This window comes from Citrobacter sp. Cb080 (assembly GCF_030334745.1).
In the GTDB taxonomy this organism is placed as follows: domain Bacteria; phylum Pseudomonadota; class Gammaproteobacteria; order Enterobacterales; family Enterobacteriaceae; genus Citrobacter; species Citrobacter braakii.
The window spans coordinates 131872-147465 of record NZ_JAOWDG010000069.1; the positions used below are offsets into that span (position 1 = coordinate 131872).

Annotated in this window: 16 protein-coding genes and 5 tRNA genes; 16 read left to right on the forward strand and 5 right to left on the reverse strand. The window is 51.0% G+C overall.

Annotated elements, in window-relative coordinates; genetic code table 11:
- From OGV38_RS13275 to OGV38_RS13295, 5 genes are all read right to left on the reverse strand, one after another.
- Nucleotides 1–1242 (reverse strand): methylaspartate ammonia-lyase, encoded by a 1242-nt coding sequence (locus OGV38_RS13275; protein ID WP_016152305.1) that lies wholly within the window; start codon nucleotides 1240–1242, stop codon nucleotides 1–3.
- Complete coding sequence (locus tag OGV38_RS13280; RefSeq protein ID WP_016152306.1) at nucleotides 1242–2687, reverse strand: methylaspartate mutase subunit E; 1446 nt, start codon at nucleotides 2685–2687, stop codon at nucleotides 1242–1244. The genes OGV38_RS13275 and OGV38_RS13280 overlap by 1 nt, the downstream gene beginning before the upstream one ends.
- An 18-nt stretch (nucleotides 2688–2705) precedes the next feature.
- Nucleotides 2706–4094, reverse strand: coding sequence for a methylaspartate mutase accessory protein GlmL (glmL, locus tag OGV38_RS13285; protein ID WP_286473484.1), 1389 nt, complete (start codon nucleotides 4092–4094; stop codon nucleotides 2706–2708).
- Entirely contained in the window at nucleotides 4094–4543 is a 450-nt protein-coding gene (gene glmS, locus OGV38_RS13290) for a methylaspartate mutase subunit S (RefSeq protein WP_016152308.1), read from the reverse strand. Before glmS ends, glmL begins: the two co-directional genes overlap by 1 nt.
- 393 nt (nucleotides 4544–4936) lie before the next feature.
- Complete coding sequence (locus OGV38_RS13295; RefSeq protein ID WP_286473487.1) at nucleotides 4937–5122, reverse strand: hypothetical protein; 186 nt, start codon at nucleotides 5120–5122, stop codon at nucleotides 4937–4939.
- 639 nt (nucleotides 5123–5761) lie between these two features.
- Here OGV38_RS13295 and cydA point away from each other — a divergent pair.
- The 16 genes from cydA to OGV38_RS13375 all read left to right on the forward strand — a co-directional run bounded on the left by cydA (nucleotide 5762) and on the right by OGV38_RS13375 (nucleotide 15594).
- On the forward strand, nucleotides 5762–7330 hold the full coding sequence (gene cydA / locus OGV38_RS13300; protein WP_016152309.1) for a cytochrome ubiquinol oxidase subunit I: 1569 nt from the start codon (nucleotides 5762–5764) through the stop codon (nucleotides 7328–7330).
- Between the two features lie 15 nt (nucleotides 7331–7345).
- The gene (gene cydB, locus OGV38_RS13305) at nucleotides 7346–8485 is read left to right on the forward strand and encodes a cytochrome d ubiquinol oxidase subunit II (protein ID WP_016152310.1); all 1140 of its coding nucleotides are present in this window, start codon (nucleotides 7346–7348) and stop codon (nucleotides 8483–8485) included.
- Nucleotides 8486–8499: 14 nt separating this feature from the next.
- Nucleotides 8500–8613 (forward strand): cytochrome bd-I oxidase subunit CydX, encoded by a 114-nt coding sequence (cydX, locus tag OGV38_RS13310; protein ID WP_003022970.1) that lies wholly within the window; start codon nucleotides 8500–8502, stop codon nucleotides 8611–8613.
- On the forward strand, nucleotides 8613–8906 hold the full coding sequence (gene ybgE / locus OGV38_RS13315) for a cyd operon protein YbgE (RefSeq protein WP_016152311.1): 294 nt from the start codon (nucleotides 8613–8615) through the stop codon (nucleotides 8904–8906). Before cydX ends, ybgE begins: the two co-directional genes overlap by 1 nt.
- Before the next feature lie 330 nt (nucleotides 8907–9236).
- Nucleotides 9237–9641, forward strand: a complete 405-nt coding sequence (ybgC, locus tag OGV38_RS13320) for a tol-pal system-associated acyl-CoA thioesterase (protein ID WP_003831439.1) — start codon at nucleotides 9237–9239, stop codon at nucleotides 9639–9641.
- On the forward strand, nucleotides 9638–10330 hold the full coding sequence (tolQ, locus tag OGV38_RS13325) for a Tol-Pal system protein TolQ (protein WP_016152312.1): 693 nt from the start codon (nucleotides 9638–9640) through the stop codon (nucleotides 10328–10330). Before ybgC ends, tolQ begins: the two co-directional genes overlap by 4 nt.
- A 3-nt stretch (nucleotides 10331–10333) precedes the next feature.
- Complete coding sequence (gene tolR, locus OGV38_RS13330; RefSeq protein WP_003022978.1) at nucleotides 10334–10762, forward strand: colicin uptake protein TolR; 429 nt, start codon at nucleotides 10334–10336, stop codon at nucleotides 10760–10762.
- A gap of 64 nt (nucleotides 10763–10826) precedes the next feature.
- Nucleotides 10827–12068 carry a cell envelope integrity protein TolA gene (gene tolA, locus OGV38_RS13335; RefSeq protein WP_181634892.1) on the forward strand — a complete coding sequence of 414 codons (1242 nt, stop codon included), beginning with the start codon at nucleotides 10827–10829 and terminating at the stop codon, nucleotides 12066–12068.
- A 127-nt stretch (nucleotides 12069–12195) separates the two neighbouring features.
- Nucleotides 12196–13488, forward strand: a complete 1293-nt coding sequence (tolB, locus tag OGV38_RS13340; protein WP_003022981.1) for a Tol-Pal system beta propeller repeat protein TolB — start codon at nucleotides 12196–12198, stop codon at nucleotides 13486–13488.
- A gap of 34 nt (nucleotides 13489–13522) precedes the next feature.
- Complete coding sequence (gene pal / locus OGV38_RS13345) at nucleotides 13523–14041, forward strand: peptidoglycan-associated lipoprotein Pal (RefSeq protein ID WP_003022983.1); 519 nt, start codon at nucleotides 13523–13525, stop codon at nucleotides 14039–14041.
- Between the two features lie 9 nt (nucleotides 14042–14050).
- Complete coding sequence (gene cpoB / locus OGV38_RS13350) at nucleotides 14051–14839, forward strand: cell division protein CpoB (protein WP_016156016.1); 789 nt, start codon at nucleotides 14051–14053, stop codon at nucleotides 14837–14839.
- Between the two features lie 165 nt (nucleotides 14840–15004).
- Nucleotides 15005–15080: transfer RNA gene (locus OGV38_RS13355), tRNA-Lys, on the forward strand.
- Between the two features lie 26 nt (nucleotides 15081–15106).
- Nucleotides 15107–15182, forward strand: a tRNA-Val gene (locus tag OGV38_RS13360).
- Between the two features lie 3 nt (nucleotides 15183–15185).
- Nucleotides 15186–15261, forward strand: a tRNA-Lys gene (locus OGV38_RS13365).
- Between the two features lie 149 nt (nucleotides 15262–15410).
- Nucleotides 15411–15486 (forward strand) — tRNA-Lys (locus OGV38_RS13370).
- Nucleotides 15487–15518: 32 nt separating this feature from the next.
- Nucleotides 15519–15594, forward strand: a tRNA-Lys gene (locus OGV38_RS13375).

Sequence of the window (15594 nt, forward strand, 5' to 3'; positions counted from 1 at the left end):
TTAATCCTTAGTTTGCAACAGCGCGATGGTGCGGTTCATTTCGTTAAACACGATGTTGAGACCTTCATCGAAACCCATACCCGGCTTGATCAGCATGCGCATTGGACGCGCAGCCAGCGCGACGTGTACGCAGGTACGCGCACTGATTTCCGTTTCGTTACAGGTACCGCCCTGATAGGCTTCCATTCCGTGTTTGTTGCAATACAGCACCGCATCGACGATGTTGTGAATACCGCCCAGATCCGGGGTCTTGATCTGCACCATGTGGCAACTGCCCGCGTCGGTGAAGTCCACGATATCCTGATAGGTGTTACACCATTCATCCGCAACAATTTTCACGCCGGAACCCAGACGGGTGAGCTCCTGAGTGATCTCGGTGAGCATGCGGATCTGATCCGGCTTGTTACCGGCATCTACCGGGCCTTCAATGTACAGCGGCAGGCCTTGAGCTTCGGCTTCCAGGCTGGCGATGTATTCGGCGCAACGCACCGGATCCATATCGAAGATCAGACCGATGGTGCCGTAGACATCAATATGCAGCGTCGGGTGATAGGTTTCGTTGGTGCGCAGGCTCAGGATGCGGTTTGATAACCAGCGGACGTACTCACGCAGTTTTTCGCCTTTGAAGCCCAGCTTCTCTTCTACGTTATTGATCAGCGCATGCGGCAGGACGTCCACACCTTTGAGGATCATCTTGTCGACGGCGATATAACGGTCGTCGCCGCTCTGGCCAAATAATGGAATGGCTTCCGGGACGCACGGCAGTTGCCATTCATCACAAACCACTTCTGCTTTCAGACGACCGGTAGCCAGTGCCGCCGCGTCGAGCAGCGCCTGAGACAGACCATAACGTACGGCGGTATGCAGCAGATGGCCGTCAATACGCAGTTCGTCAAAGAAACGGGCGTTGGTCAGGAACGAATCAACGTCGCGGCCTTCCAGCAGCGGTTTGATGTGATCGTTAAGGAACGGAATGAAGTTTTCAGCCAGGAACAGCGGATCGCGTCCACCTGCACCTGAATATTGCACCGCTGCACAATCGCCCACTGCTACTGCGCCGTTTTCCAGAATCAGCTGTACGGATACGCATTCACCCGCCTGACGAACAGACGTAAATCCAGGCGTTACCGGAGCGCCGGTATAGATAAACCCGTCATGACCGGCGCCGTTTTTGATGGCCTGCTGATCGTCAAAATAAAATGAGGAGTAGCCAGCTGTGAAAAGGGCCTGTTTAATTTTCATTATGGTCTTCCTATTAATTTACTGTGGGATACGGCGTTGATGTCATCAATGACCATCTGGAAAGAAGGCTTGCGGCCTTCGAAATGCGCGCGCTCTGCGACGTAGTCGTGGTGCAGGGCGAGAATGTCTTTCGGCAGCGGAACGGAGCCAGCTTCGAGAATACGGATGGCGCCTGTGTTATCGCGAACAGGCAGGATCTTACCGGCGTTACAGGCGGCGGGCGCGAAAGGTACATCCAGTACGCCTGCTTCAAAGGCCAGCACTGTACCGCGCGCAATGTCGCCATTGCCCAGTTCGAAGACTTTCTTCAGCACCGCGCGGACTTCGCTCTTAATCAGATCAACTTCCTGCTCCACGGCAGCGCACTGCGGGAATTTCTGGTCGCTGACCATGTTGAGCATCTGGCGTGAAGCTTTCAGACCCTGGGCGTTCGCTGCCGCCGTTGGGATACCGAACGCTTCGTGCGGGCTTTTGGTGATCACTTTGGTGGCACCTGACATACCGGCAACCGCTGCGCCCCAGGCGATAACGGAGAAGGCTTTTGCTTCATCTTCCGGGAATCCGCCCATCCACTGGTGGAAAACGGTACTCAGTTCGTAATCGTCGAAGCCGTGGTTATGGAAATATTCGTGGGAAAGTTCGCGCAGCGCCTGAATCGCTGCAATATCCTGCGTTAGGCTACCGACCTGGCCGTAGCCAACGGTAATTGACTTCACGCCTTGTTCCAGAGCCAACAGACCTTCGATAATCGCCACCGAGTGGGACATAAATGGCGGGATCAGGGTGCCGGTCAGTGGGCCAAATGGTTCACGGTTGATACGAATACCGTTCTCTTCGTACAGGCCCATCAGGCGGTCGCAGTACTGCCAGTCGCGGATGGATTTTTCCAGAGTGACACGTTTAGCGTAAGGAATGTTGTAGGAGATGCCGCCGCCTTCGTAGCTGGTAAAGCCACTGGCCATGGCGATTTCTGCCAGCAGGCGCGCATCCGGCGTGCCGTGACGAACCTGGATCGGTTTTTCCAGCGCTTCAGTCATACGACGGCAGGCAGCAACCCCGTGATTGACGACCGGTAAACCATTCAGCTTGGAAGTACCTGCTTCGATAGATTTCTGGATCCCGACGGCGGCTTCTTCATAGCGGTTCAGACGGGTATAGGCATCGATCGTACTCGGCAGGAGGTCGCACTCTTCCTGCAATGTTTTGAGCAGCGCAATATGCTCATCCATTAATGCTACGCCTGCGCGCGGCTGGCTCAGGGTTTTCCCTTCCTGATCGGCCTTCAGCAGAGCAAGGGAGAAGCGCTTTTTATCCGGAATTGATTGCTGGTACTTCACGCCATCTTCGAAGTTCTCAACGTCTTTGCCGGTTTCCCAGGTTTGTAATACCTGATGCCTTTCGGTCATGAATTCGTCATGGGTCAATTTTTTATTTCGAAGTTCCATTCGTAGCTGCCTTAAGTTTTATAGGGTTAAACACTGAATGCTGGTGCGAGCAGCGGCTTGCGGGTACAGCCTGGCGACGTTTGCCAGTAGCGGGAGCAGGCCATTTGAATCGCGGTAATACTCAAACTGATTCGGTAACAAAATTCTTTTACCCTGGTCGTCCAGCTCCCGGTATTTGAGCCAGTTATGGATATCGAACTGACTGGCGCGAGAGAGCCATCCCCCTGAACCGACGACTTTGCGTACGGTGGTGAGATCGCGACCCATCTGTAAATCCACGTTACCCACGCAGGTGCAAACCTGCTTTTTAGTGCCCGCGTGGCGCTCAGCGGCATAGCCCACGCACAAACCTGCCAGCAGGGTGTCGAAATATTTCTCCTCCTCGCTGAGCGGCAGGTAATCCGGTTGCCCAACCAGATGACGCAGGTAGCGGTAAAACGCTTCCTCGCGCTGCGGTTGTTGGGCGAAGATGACTTTCATCATATCCTGCGTACTTTCTCCCACCACGACGGCGGAAACGCGCATTCCCAGGTCGCCTTCAACGGTACGTTTGACGAACGGTTCAGGAACACCATGCAGGACGGTATCGGGGGAGAGGGTATTCGCGCTGGCCGAATAGACATCCGTGGTGGCTCCGCCCATATCAATCAGCATGAATTCCTTCCATGCGCTGTCGTAATCGCTAATGGCTTTGACTAACTCATATACCGTCCATGGCGTCGGCATTGGCTCTTCGCCGGTTTCGCCGACGATGACGTCCAGACCTTTACCTTTGACAATGCGTGACAAGAACACATCGCAAATCGCCTTGCGCGCGGCAAACGGATTCGGGTGATCGAGGTCAGGCAGAATGTTGTCTACCGTGGTCAGATCTTTATGTCCCAGAATCGTTTGTATTTCGTCCTGAATGTCCCGATTTCCAGCGTAGATAATGGCGCAATCAAGCGTTGAGCCTGCCAGCGCGTGCGCATTCGCCAGGCCGTAGCTTTCTTCGCCACCGTCTGTACCGCCGGTAAACAACAGAATATCTGGCGGTGATGATTCCAGCTCTTGGATGTCATGCCGGTTCAGTTTGTACGAATAATATTGCGCGATTTTCGCTCCTGCCGAATGGGCGGTAACTTTTGCTGATTCCAGCGTAATGGAAGGCACCAGCCCCATTGCTGCAACGGCGAGTCCACCCTTGGCCGAGGAGGAGTATTTCAACTGCACTTCACCACTTTTCAGTAACGGGCGAGCATCGGCAACGTTCAGCACCTGATTCAGGCTGGCAAAAAAACCGTCTGCCAGATGATGTGTGGTGGTTGGGGTCAGGACATGGTTTACCAGGGTTAATTCCTCGCCTTCATGGGCGAAGAGGGCAGCCTTGGTCCATGTCGAGCCGATATCGACAGAAACTGTTTGCATCAGATAGCCTCTTCCAGGCAACGCTGCTCGAGGCCATTGTGTTGGCGAATATCATTGGTGATAAGCGCGCAGACATCTTCCAGGTCGTGGCTCGGTGCGAAGACGCGGTTAAAACCCATCTCCTTAAACTTCACTTCCACATCGCCGAAGTCATGTTTACCAACTACCAGGTTGCCACCGACGTACAGCAGAATGTCGCCGAGGCCGCGTTCGATGCAGCGCTCACGTAACCCGAGGCAGTCAATGTCGCCATGACCGTAGATAGAGGACACCACGATGGCATCGGCGCCTGTTTCAATCGCGGCATCAATATATTCATCCTGGCTCACCATCACCCCGAGGTTGATTACGTGAAAATCATGAGCAGTAAAAACGCGATCCAGAACTTTATTACCTACTGCATGGCAGTCAGCACCGATGACGCCAATAACAAGTGTAGATTTCTTCATGGGTAATCCTCTGTAGGGCTGATGGTCAATAAGTGAAAATTATTTTCTAATATTTAGAACATGGTTTGTGACAACCTCTTAATAGGGTCGGAGTTTCTGTGTAAGCGGAAAAGGAAGCAATTGATCTATTTTCAAAATATCCTGCGCAAAATGATTGTTATATTTTTTATTTATAAAAATCCTTGTTTATTAGGTAGTTGAATGTTGTTTTTGCGGATTTTTTTAATTTGCCAGGAAAATGACGAATAAATGACTTGCCATGTTTGTGATCGAAATCTTATTTTGTTGTGCGTCTCATTCATGTGTCATTTTTTATAATTTAAAAAATTATCTTTACTAAATAACTTGTGAACGGGATAACGGTTTTTTATTTTTTAATCTTATATGACATAATTATATTTTGTTAAATTTAAGATAAAAATGATAATGAATCGTTTGTGGCATATTTAAACGTTGCCACATAAGAGAAAAAGAGAAGTGAGTGATAACTTTCAGTGATGCTTTAAGCGAAACGCCTGCGCTGTGCTGAGGAACGTCAAACCCAATGCGTCTGTCAATGAGGGACGCTTTCGCTTCCATTTGAGATAGTTACATCTTGGTGTTAATTATAAGTAAAATTTAAATGAATAATTTGTATGAAATAACAATTCCATGACTTGCTAAACAAAAAACTGTGAGCTACCCAGCAATAGTGACTCTTTATCTGCTGGCAATTTTGTCAGTCGGGCGGGTTAAAAGATCGTGTAGATTTAAATAAATATCCTATCATTTGTAGTAACGGCAATTACTCATTGAAAAACATACCGTTAACATGGCGTTCACTAGTCGCCTGACTGTTAAACACTATTAACATTAAATTTGAAAATTGATTTAAATCAATGTTTAAAACTTGGTAAACAGCCTCAAAAGAGGTTAAATTGCTGCAGATCAAATTGGTCTGAAAGTGATAAATTAGCTATAAATTGATCACTATCGAAAAATGCAAATTTACCTCGATAAAAACCTGTTTATTGTAAGGATTTTACGGCGTAATATAATTGCGGGATCAATTTGAGTGTTTTATTAACATGTTTGTAACCTTTCATCATTGTCCTTTCTTCAAATGAGAAGAAAGAGCAGCGGCGGAGGGAAGCAGATAAATTTGTATTGGGGCATGCGTGTGACCCTTTCTAACGGGGTTCACTCTCGGAGTCTTCATGCGATGAGCAAGGAGTCATGATGTTAGATATAGTCGAACTGTCGCGCTTACAGTTTGCCTTGACCGCGATGTACCACTTCCTGTTTGTGCCACTGACGCTAGGTATGGCGTTCTTGCTGGCCATCATGGAAACGGTCTACGTCCTTTCCGGCAAACAGATTTATAAAGATATGACCAAGTTCTGGGGCAAGTTGTTTGGTATCAACTTCGCTCTGGGTGTGGCAACCGGTCTGACCATGGAGTTCCAGTTCGGGACTAACTGGTCTTACTACTCCCACTATGTAGGGGATATTTTCGGTGCGCCGTTGGCGATCGAAGGTTTGATGGCCTTCTTCCTCGAATCCACCTTTGTAGGTCTGTTCTTCTTCGGCTGGGACCGTTTGGGTAAAGTCCAGCATATGTGCGTCACCTGGCTGGTGGCCCTGGGTTCTAACCTGTCCGCACTGTGGATTCTGGTTGCGAACGGCTGGATGCAAAACCCAATCGCTGCGGATTTCAACTTTGAAACCATGCGCATGGAGATGCTGAGCTTCTCTGAACTGGTGCTCAACCCGGTAGCACAGGTGAAATTTGTTCACACTGTGGCATCTGGTTATGTTTGTGGCGCGATGTTCGTTCTGGGGATCAGCTCCTACTATATGCTGCGCGGTCGTGACTTCGCGTTTGCTAAACGTTCTTTTGCAATCGCCGCCAGCTTTGGTATGGCTGCTATTCTGTCTGTTATCGTTCTGGGTGATGAATCCGGTTACGAAATGGGCGACGTGCAGAAAACCAAACTCGCTGCTATTGAAGCAGAATGGGAAACGCAGCCTGCACCGGCTTCCTTTACCCTGTTCGGTATTCCGGACCAGGATGCGCAGGAAAACCATTTTGCGATTCAAATTCCTTATGCGCTGGGCATCATTGCCACCCGCTCTGTTGATACACCGGTCATTGGTCTGAAAGACCTGATGGTGCAGCACGAAGAGCGCATCCGTAACGGGATGAAGGCGTATCAACTGCTGGAAGAACTGCGTGCGGGTACTACCGATCAGGCTGTTCGCGACCAGTTCAACAGCATGAAGAAAGACCTGGGTTATGGTCTGCTGCTGAAACGCTATACGGATAACGTCACCGACGCGACCGAAGCGCAAATTCAGCAGGCAACGAAAGATTCTATTCCTCGCGTTGCGCCGCTGTACTTCGCTTTCCGTATTATGGTGGCGTGCGGCATTCTGATGCTGGCAATCATCGCAGTGTCCTTCTGGACCGTGATTCGTAACCGTATCGGTGAGAAAAAATGGCTGCTGCGCACCGCGCTGTATGCGATTCCTCTACCGTGGATTGCCATTGAATCCGGTTGGTTTGTTGCAGAGTACGGCCGCCAACCGTGGGCGATTGGTGAAGTGTTACCAACAGCCGTAGCGAACTCTTCGCTGACCGCTGGCGACCTCATCTTCTCGATGCTGTTGATTTGCGGCCTGTATACCCTGTTCCTGGTGGCTGAACTGTATCTGATGTTTAAGTTCGCACGCCTTGGGCCGAGCAGTCTGAAAACCGGTCGTTATCACTACGAGCAGTCCACTGTGACTTCTCAGCCGGCACGCTAAGACAGGAGTCGTCAAATGATCGATTATGAAGTATTGCGTTTTATCTGGTGGCTGCTGGTTGGCATTCTGCTGATTGGTTTCGCGGTCACTGATGGCTTCGACATGGGGGTGGGCATGCTCACCCGTTTCCTCGGTCGTAATGATACCGAGCGTCGAATTATGATTAACTCCATCGCCCCGCACTGGGACGGTAACCAGGTTTGGCTCATCACCGCGGGTGGCGCACTGTTCGCTGCCTGGCCGATGGTGTATGCCGCTGCGTTCTCCGGTTTCTATGTGGCGATGATCCTGGTACTGGCGTCTTTGTTCTTCCGTCCGGTCGGTTTTGATTACCGCTCCAAGATTGAAGACATGCGCTGGCGCAACATGTGGGACTGGGGCATCTTCATTGGTAGCTTCGTTCCACCGTTGGTTATTGGCGTGGCGTTCGGCAACCTGCTGCAAGGGGTTCCGTTCCACGTAGACGACTACATGCGTTTGTACTACACCGGTAACTTTTTCCAGTTGCTGAATCCGTTTGGTCTGCTGGCGGGTGTCGTGAGTGTTGGGATGATCATCACCCAGGGCGCGACCTATCTGCAGATGCGTACGGTAGGTGAACTGCATCTGCGTGCGCGTGCAACGTCGCAGGTTGCCGCACTGGTCACTATGGTCTGCTTCGCGCTGGCTGGTGTGTGGGTGATTTACGGTATTGACGGTTATGTTGTGACCTCAGCACTGGATCATCATGCCGCCTCTAACCCGCTGACCAAAGAAGTGGCTCGCGTGGCTGGCGCATGGATGGTGAACTTTAACAATGCACCTATCCTGTGGCTGGTTCCTGCACTGGGCGTGGTTCTGCCGCTGTTGACCATCCTGACTTCTCGTATGGAGAAAGGGGCATGGGCGTTCGTCTTCTCTTCACTGACGTTAGCCTGCATCATCCTGACGGCTGGTATCGCAATGTTCCCGTTTGTGATGCCATCCAGCACCATGATGAACGCAAGTCTGACCATGTGGGATGCAACGTCCAGCCAGCTGACGCTGAATCTGATGACGTATGTAGCTTGTGTGTTCGTTCCGATCATTCTGCTGTACACCGGCTGGTGTTACTGGAAGATGTTCGGTCGCATCACCAAAGAAGATATTGAAAGCAACACCCACTCTCTGTACTAAGTAAGGAGCTTAAAATGTGGTATTTCGCATGGATTTTGGGAACGCTTCTTGCCTGTGCATTTGGGATAATCACAGCGCTGGCGCTTGAGCACGTTGAATCAGGCAAAGCCGGACAAGAAGATAGCTGATGACCAACATTATCGCGATGCAGTATAACGCGATGGACAAGCGCCCCTTGCGGGCGCTTTCCTTTGTGCTGGCAATCGTGTTGGCTGGTTGCATATTCTGGGATCCGTCACGTTTCGCGGCCAAAACCAGTGAGCTGGAAATCTGGCATGGTCTCCTGCTGATGTGGGCGGTCTGCGCAGGCATCATTCACGGCGTTGGTTTTCGTCCTCGCGCCGTACACTGGCAGGGCATTTTCTGCCCGCTAATCGCAGATATCGTCCTGGTTGTTGGTCTGATTTTCTTCTTCTTTTGAATAAGAAACATCCTTAAATATTTATGGGCTTGCATAAGCCCATAAATTTTTACTCTCCGTTTACTTTCCCCCATTCCAAACCACCATTCCCGCGCGTATAGTAGCGAAGTTTGAAAGCATTAACCTAAGGTTGTGCCCTGGAGTTGTGTGCGGTGGCGACACTGGACCATCAGGACGCAACTTAATTGCATTACCGGGATGTAAAGTGAATACAGCGCGATATACAACGACATTCTTGAAGCATCGCGGCGGCAAGAACGCGAGTCACCAGGCGCTTACAAAGTTAAGCGACCGGTGTGAGTGGGCGAAGCCAACAAAGAGGCAGTAAGAATGAACAAGTATATGTTTCGATGGCCGGTTCGTGTCTACTATGAAGACACCGATGCCGGTGGAGTGGTTTACCACGCCAGCTACGTCGCTTTTTACGAAAGAGCACGCACAGAAATGCTGCGTCATCATCACTTCAGTCAGCAGGTCCTGTTGGCCGAACGTGTAGCCTTTGTGGTGCGCAAGATGACGCTGGAGTATTTTGCGCCTGCCCGGCTCGACGATATGCTCGAAGTCCAAACCGAAATTACGTCAATGCGTGGCACCTCATTGGTTTTCACGCAACGCATTGTCAACGCAGAGAACACCGTGCTGAATGAAGCCGAAGTTCTGATTGTTTGCGTTGATCCACTCAAAATGAAGCCTCGTGCGCTTCCCAAGTCTATTGTCGCGGAGTTTAAGCAGTGACTGACATGAATATCCTTGATTTGTTCCTGAAGGCAAGCCTTCTGGTTAAACTTATCATGTTGATTTTGATTGGTTTCTCAATCGCATCCTGGGCCATTATTATCCAGCGGACCCGTATTCTTAATGCGGCTTCACGTGAAGCTGAAGCATTTGAAGACAAGTTCTGGTCCGGCATTGAATTGTCGCGCCTGTATCAGGAAAGCCAGGGGCGTCGTGATAACCTGGTGGGCTCGGAACAAATTTTCTACAGCGGATTCAAAGAGTTTGCGCGTCTGCATCGAGCGAATAGTCATGCGCCGGAAGCGGTCGTTGAGGGGGCATCCCGTGCGATGCGTATCTCGATGAACCGTGAACTGGAAACGCTGGAAACGCATATTCCATTCCTCGGCACCGTCGGCTCCATCAGCCCGTATATCGGTCTGTTCGGTACCGTTTGGGGGATCATGCACGCATTTATCGCGTTAGGCGCGGTAAAACAGGCAACGCTGCAAATGGTCGCACCGGGTATCGCGGAAGCGTTGATTGCAACGGCTATCGGTCTGTTTGCGGCAATCCCGGCGGTTATGGCTTACAACCGACTGAATCAGCGCGTGAACAAGCTGGAACTGAATTACGACAACTTTATGGAAGAGTTCACCGCGATTCTGCACCGCCAGGCGTTTACCGTTAGCGAGAGCAACAAGGGGTAAGCCATGGCCAGAACGCGTGGACGAGGTCGTCGCGAACTCAAGTCCGAAATCAATATTGTACCGCTGCTCGACGTACTACTGGTGCTGTTGCTGATCTTTATGGCAACCGCGCCGATTATTACGCAGAGTGTGGAAGTCGACCTGCCGGATGCGACCGAATCGCAAGCTGTCAGCAGTAACGACGAACCGCCGGTCATTATTGAAGTTTCCGGGATAGGGCAATACAGCGTGGTCGTTGAGAAAGATCGTATGGATCAACTGCCGCCGGAGCAGGTTATCGCGGAAGCGAAAAGTCGCCTGCAGACCAATCCGAAAACGGTCTTTTTAATCGGTGGTGCGAAAGACGTGCCTTATGATGAAATAATTAAAGCGCTGAACTTGTTACACAGTGCAGGCGTAAAATCGGTTGGCTTGATGACGCAGCCAATCTGATGACTGCGTTTTGCTGGCTTGAAAGATAGCGCGTAACAGGCGAACAGTTTTTTGGGAACCGAGAGTGTCAAAGGCAACCGAACAAAACGACAAGCTCAAAAGGGCGATAATTATTTCAGCGGTGCTGCATGTCATTTTATTTGCAGCGCTGATCTGGAGTTCGTTCGATGAGCACATTGATGCTTCAGCCGGCGGCGGTGGCGGTTCGTCCATCGACGCCGTTATGGTCGATCCTGGCGCCGTTGTGCAACAGTACGACAGGCAACAGCAACAGCAGGCAAGTGCTAAACGTGCAGAAGAGCAGCGTGAAAAACAGGCGCAGCAGCAAGCTGAGGAACTTCGCGAGAAGCAGGCGGCCGAGCAAGAGCGACTGAAGCAACTTGAAAAAGAACGTTTAGCCGCGCAAGAAAAAGTGCGCGAACAGGCGGAACAGCAGAAACAGGCCGAAGCCGCCGCCGCGAAAGCGCAAGAGCAACAGAAACAGGCTGAAGAAGCTGCGGCGAAGGCTGCTGCAGACGCGAAGGCCAAAGCTGATGCTCAGGCGAAACAAGCGGCAGATGCCGCGAAGAAAGCCGCTGCGGACGCACAGAAAAAAGCAGAGGCTGAAGCCGCTAAAGCCGCCGCTGATGCGAAGAAAATTGCCGAAGCACAAGCTGCTAAGGCTGCCGCAGACGCTGCGAAGAAAGCTCAGGCTGAAGCCGCTAAGCAAGCAGCAGCCGAGAAAGCTGCTGCGGAGAAAGCAGAAAAAGCCGCTGCCGCGAAAGCTGCCGCTGCTGAAAAGGCTGCGGCTGATAAGAAAGCCGCAGCGGAAAAAGCAGCAGCAGATAAAAAAGCCGCTGCCGATAAGAAAGCTGCGGCAGATAAAGCGGCGGCTGCGAAAAAGGCTGCGGCCGAAAAAGCAGCTGCAGCCTCTGGCGTTGACGACTTGTTGGGTGACTTAAGCTCCGGTAAGAATGCACCGAAATCAGGTGGTGGAGCGAAAGGAAACGGTCAACCGGCGAAAGATAGTGGTACAAGTGGTGCAAATGGCGGTGCATCTGGCGCTGATATCAGTGCTTACGCATCTCAAATTCGTAATGCGATCCAGAGCCGTCTGTATGGTGCCGATTTGTATGCGGGTAAATCTTGCGTATTACATATCAAGTTAGCACCCGATGGTCTGTTACTGGATGTGACCGAAGAGGGCGGAGATCCGGCATTGTGTCAGGCTGCGCTGACGGCTGCGAAAACAGCCAGAATTCCTAAACCGCCTAGCCAGGCTGTTTATGAAAAAGTAAAAGATGCCAAGCTGGACTTTAAACTGTAATAACGTCCCTGAGAATTCAGGGGAAACGGTCTAAGGTTGAGACAGTGTTCTGGTAGTTTTGTGTATTTGAGTTTGTTAACATTCTGCTAAATTATCGTGGGCTTTCCGTCCAGATAAGGGAGATATGATGAAGCAGGCATTACGAGTAGCATTTGGTTTTCTGATGCTGTGGGCAGCGGTGCTGCACGCAGAAGTACGTATCGAGATCACCCAGGGGGTGGACTCGGCACGCCCGATTGGTGTTGTCCCCTTCCAGTGGGCAGGGCCGGGTGCTGCACCTGAAGATATCGGTGGTATCGTAGGCGCTGACCTGCGTAACAGCGGTAAATTTAATCCGTTAGACCGTTCTCGCCTGCCGCAGCAGCCGGGTACCGCACAGGAAGTTCAACCTGCCGCATGGTCTGCGCTGGGTATTGATGCCGTGGTAGTAGGTCAGGTTACGCCAAATCCTGATGGTTCCTACAGCGTTGCTTATCAACTGGTAGATACCGGTGGCGCACCGGGTACCGTACTGGCACAGAACACCTATAAAGTGAACAAGCAGTGGTTGCGTTACGCGGGCCATACTGCAAGTGACGAAGTGTTTGAAAAACTGACCGGTATTAAAGGTGCATTCCGTACCCGTATCGCTTATGTTGTTCAGACGAACGGCGGCCAGTTCCCGTACGAATTACGTGTATCCGACTACGATGGCTACAACCAGTTCGTGGTACACCGTTCTCCGCAGCCGCTGATGTCTCCGGCATGGTCTCCGGACGGTTCGAAACTGGCATACGTCACTTTCGAAAGCGGTCGTTCTGCGCTGGTTATTCAGACGTTGTCTAATGGCGCGGTTCGTCAGGTAGCGTCGTTCCCACGTCACAACGGTGCACCTGCGTTTTCTCCGGATGGCAGCAAACTGGCGTTTGCCCTGTCTAAAACCGGTAGCCTGAACCTGTATGTCATGGACATTGGTTCCGGTCAGATCCGTCAGGTGACGGATGGTCGCAGCAACAACACGGAACCTACCTGGTTCCCGGACAGCCAAAACCTGGCCTTTACCTCTGACCAGGCCGGTCGTCCGCAGGTATATAAAGTTAACGTCAACGGCGGTGCTCCGCAGCGTATTACCTGGGAAGGTTCGCAAAACCAGGATGCGGATGTGAGCAGCGACGGTAAGTTTATGGTAATGGTAAGCTCAGCCAATGGTCAGCAGCACATTGCCAAACAAGATCTGGTAGCGGGTGGCGTACAAGTCCTGTCGTCAACGTTCCTGGATGAAACGCCAAGTCTGGCACCTAACGGCACTATGGTAATCTACAGCTCTTCTCAGGGGATGGGATCCGTGCTGAATTTGGTTTCTACAGATGGGCGTTTCAAAGCGCGTCTTCCGGCAACTGATGGTCAGGTTAAATTCCCTGCCTGGTCGCCGTATCTGTGATAATAAATAATTGATTAATAAAGGAATCATTGAAATGCAACTGAACAAAGTGCTGAAAGGGCTGATGATTGCTCTGCCTGTTATGGCTATTGCAGCGTGTTCTTCTAACAAGAACGCCAGCAATGACGGCAGCGAAGGCATGCTGGGTGCCGGCACTGGTATGGATGCAAACGGCAGCGGCAACATGTCTTCTGAAGAGCAAGCGCGTCTTCAGATGCAACAGCTGCAGCAGAACAACATCGTTTACTTCGATCTGGACAAGTACGATATCCGTTCTGACTTCGCTGCAATGCTGGATGCTCACGCTAACTTCCTGCGTAGCAACCCGTCTTACAAAGTCACCGTAGAAGGTCATGCGGACGAACGTGGTACTCCTGAGTACAACATCTCCCTGGGTGAGCGTCGTGCGAACGCCGTTAAGATGTACCTGCAGGGTAAAGGCGTTTCTGCTGACCAGATCTCCATCGTTTCTTACGGTAAAGAAAAACCTGCAGTACTGGGTCATGACGAAGCGGCTTACGCCAAAAACCGTCGCGCCGTACTGGTTTACTAAGAGAATTGCATGAGCAGTAACTTCAGACATCACCTGTTGAGTCTGTCGTTACTGGTTGGCATAGCGGCCCCTTGGGCCGCTTTTGCACAGGCGCCAATCAGTAGTGTCGGCTCAGGCTCGGTCGAAGACCGTGTCACTCAACTTGAGCGTATTTCTAACGCTCACAGTCAGCTTTTAACCCAACTCCAGCAACAACTCTCCGATAATCAGTCCGATATCGATTCCCTGCGTGGTCAAATTCAGGAAAATCAATATCAACTGAATCAGGTTGTTGAGCGACAGAAGCAGATATTGCTGCAAATGAATAATCTTGGCAGCGGTAGTGCGCCTGCGGCACAGTCTACAGGTGGCGATCAGAGTGGGGCGGCAACCCCTGCACCTGATGCGGGAGCAGCAGCAACGTCAGGGGCTCCCGTGCAAACTGGCGATGCGAATACCGATTACAATGCAGCGATTGCTCTGGTGCAGGATAAATCCCGCCAGGATGACGCAATTGAAGCATTTCAGAACTTCATCAAAAAGTACCCGGACTCTACTTACCTGCCCAATGCGAATTACTGGCTGGGTCAGTTGAATTACAACAAGGGTAAAAAAGATGATGCTGCGTTCTATTTTGCTTCGGTAGTTAAAAACTTCCCAAAATCACCTAAGGCTGCAGACGCGATGTATAAAGTCGGCGTCATCATGCAGGACAAAGGTGACACAGCAAAAGCTAAAGCGGTTTATCAGCAGGTTATCACTAAATATCCTGGCACTGATGGCGCGAAACAAGCGCAAAAACGCCTTGGCGCGATGTAATGACCACCATGCGACCAGAAATCGTGTTATTTCTGGTCGTGTCGTGTGATTCCTAAGCAGTTGAGTTATTTACATCGAAATTTTTGTTGCGCTAAAATCTGAAATCAGTAATATATGCCGCCGTTGCCAAGGGATATCAAACAGCCCGAAAGCGGCGAAAAAAGTGGGGCGTTAGCTCAGTTGGTAGAGCAGTTGACTTTTAATCAATTGGTCGCAGGTTCGAATCCTGCACGCCCCACCACTTAATGCAGTATCCAGCGTAGTATCGGGTGATTAGCTCAGCTGGGAGAGCACCTCCCTTACAAGGAGGGGGTCGGCGGTTCGATCCCGTCATCACCCACCACTCGGGGCGTTAGCTCAGTTGGTAGAGCAGTTGACTTTTAATCAATTGGTCGCAGGTTCGAATCCTGCACGCCCCACCAACTTTAACATTGTACTTAGGTGTTAAACGTGAAGGATAACGTTGCTTTAGCAACGGCCCGTTAGGGCGAGACGAAGTCGAGTCATCCTGCACGCCCCACCAATTCTTATATTGGTGTCGAGTAAAGAATTTTTCAGGTGACATCCGAGCGGGTCGTTAGCTCAGTTGGTAGAGCAGTTGACTTTTAATCAATTGGTCGCAGGTTCGAATCCTGCACGACCCACCATCCTGAATAATTGAAGCAGTAAACCCCATACGGGGGCGTTAGCTCAGTTGGTAGAGCAGTTGACTTTTAATCAATTGGTCGCAGGTTCGAATCCTGCACGCCCCACCA

Bases quoted from the DNA above. Each gene is read 5' to 3' on its own strand.
- ybgC (WP_003831439.1), top strand. From the start codon at position 9,237: ATGAACAAGTATATGTTTCGATGGCCGGTTCGTGTCTACTATGAAGAC.
- tolR (WP_003022978.1), top strand. From the start codon at position 10,334: ATGGCCAGAACGCGTGGACGAGGTCGTCGCGAACTCAAGTCCGAAATC.
- ybgE (WP_016152311.1), top strand. From the start codon at position 8,613: ATGACCAACATTATCGCGATGCAGTATAACGCGATGGACAAGCGCCCC.
- OGV38_RS13275 (WP_016152305.1), bottom strand. From the start codon at position 1,242: ATGAAAATTAAACAGGCCCTTTTCACAGCTGGCTACTCCTCATTTTAT.
- cydX (WP_003022970.1), top strand. From the start codon at position 8,500: ATGTGGTATTTCGCATGGATTTTGGGAACGCTTCTTGCCTGTGCATTT.
- OGV38_RS13295 (WP_286473487.1), bottom strand. From the start codon at position 5,122: ATGGAAGCGAAAGCGTCCCTCATTGACAGACGCATTGGGTTTGACGTT.
- cpoB (WP_016156016.1), top strand. From the start codon at position 14,051: ATGAGCAGTAACTTCAGACATCACCTGTTGAGTCTGTCGTTACTGGTT.
- glmS (WP_016152308.1), bottom strand. From the start codon at position 4,543: ATGAAGAAATCTACACTTGTTATTGGCGTCATCGGTGCTGACTGCCAT.
- OGV38_RS13280 (WP_016152306.1), bottom strand. From the start codon at position 2,687: ATGGAACTTCGAAATAAAAAATTGACCCATGACGAATTCATGACCGAA.
- cydB (WP_016152310.1), top strand. From the start codon at position 7,346: ATGATCGATTATGAAGTATTGCGTTTTATCTGGTGGCTGCTGGTTGGC.
- cydA (WP_016152309.1), top strand. From the start codon at position 5,762: ATGTTAGATATAGTCGAACTGTCGCGCTTACAGTTTGCCTTGACCGCG.
- glmL (WP_286473484.1), bottom strand. From the start codon at position 4,094: ATGCAAACAGTTTCTGTCGATATCGGCTCGACATGGACCAAGGCTGCC.
- pal (WP_003022983.1), top strand. From the start codon at position 13,523: ATGCAACTGAACAAAGTGCTGAAAGGGCTGATGATTGCTCTGCCTGTT.
- tolB (WP_003022981.1), top strand. From the start codon at position 12,196: ATGAAGCAGGCATTACGAGTAGCATTTGGTTTTCTGATGCTGTGGGCA.